Below are 766 nucleotides of genomic sequence, written 5' to 3'. Positions count from 1 at the left end.
GGCGAGTACGGCCCGTATCCCGAGCGGCTGCGGGAGCAGTTCGAAGGGGTGATCTGGCGGTTCCGCACCAGCAGCCAGTGGCGGGAGATGCCAGGCGAGTTCGGCCCGTGGCCGACGGTCTACGGTCGCTTCCGGGTATGGAGGGACGCCGGCGTCTTCACCGCGCTGCTGGAAGGCGTGATCGCCGAGGCCGCCCGGCAGGGACAGACGGACTTGTCCCTGGTCAGTGTGGACTCCACCACTGCCCGCGCACATCATGACGCCGCCGGGATGTGTATCGGCAAGGAGGCCATGGACGCCTTGGAGGAAGCAGCTGCAGACCAGGAACGGGCCCGGCAAAAGGGGGCGGCCCGCCAGGACGGAACGGACAGGACGGACGTGACGACCCCGAGCGGGAAGAGCGCCCCGTGCTGCAGAAAGTGCGGATCCGTCTGCCGGTCGGTCGTCCCCGGACCCGGCCTGACGCCGTCGCCGCGGACAAGGCCTACTCATCCCGCGCCAACCGCTCTTACCTGCGCAAACGCAACATCAAAGCAGTCATCCCGGAGAAGAAGGACCAGTCCGCCAACCGGAAGAAGAAGGGCAGTCGCGGCGGCCGACCCACACGCCACAACGCCGATCTCTACAAGGAGCGGAACACCGTCGAGCGCCTGATCAACAAGCTGAAGGCCTGGCGGGGCATCGCGACTCGATACGACAAGACACCCGAGAGCTACCTCGCCGGCCTCCACCTCCGCGCCTCCATGATCTGGATCAACGACCTGCT

2 pseudogenes are annotated in these 766 nt (G+C 67.1%); both read left to right on the top strand.

Annotated features, from left to right (window positions below):
* Positions 1 to 351 (top strand): annotated as a pseudogene (locus IF11_RS43380) (transposase); the annotation flags it as partial.
* Between the two features lie 53 nt (positions 352 to 404).
* Positions 405 to 766 (top strand): annotated as a pseudogene (locus IF11_RS43375) (transposase); the annotation flags it as partial.

The sequence above is a fragment of the Streptomyces scopuliridis RB72 genome (assembly GCF_000718095.1).
GTDB classification, from domain to species: Bacteria; Actinomycetota; Actinomycetes; order Streptomycetales; family Streptomycetaceae; genus Streptomyces; species Streptomyces scopuliridis.
Note: the sequence above shows the minus strand (reverse complement) of the source record. Positions and strands in the feature narration are given on the sequence as shown.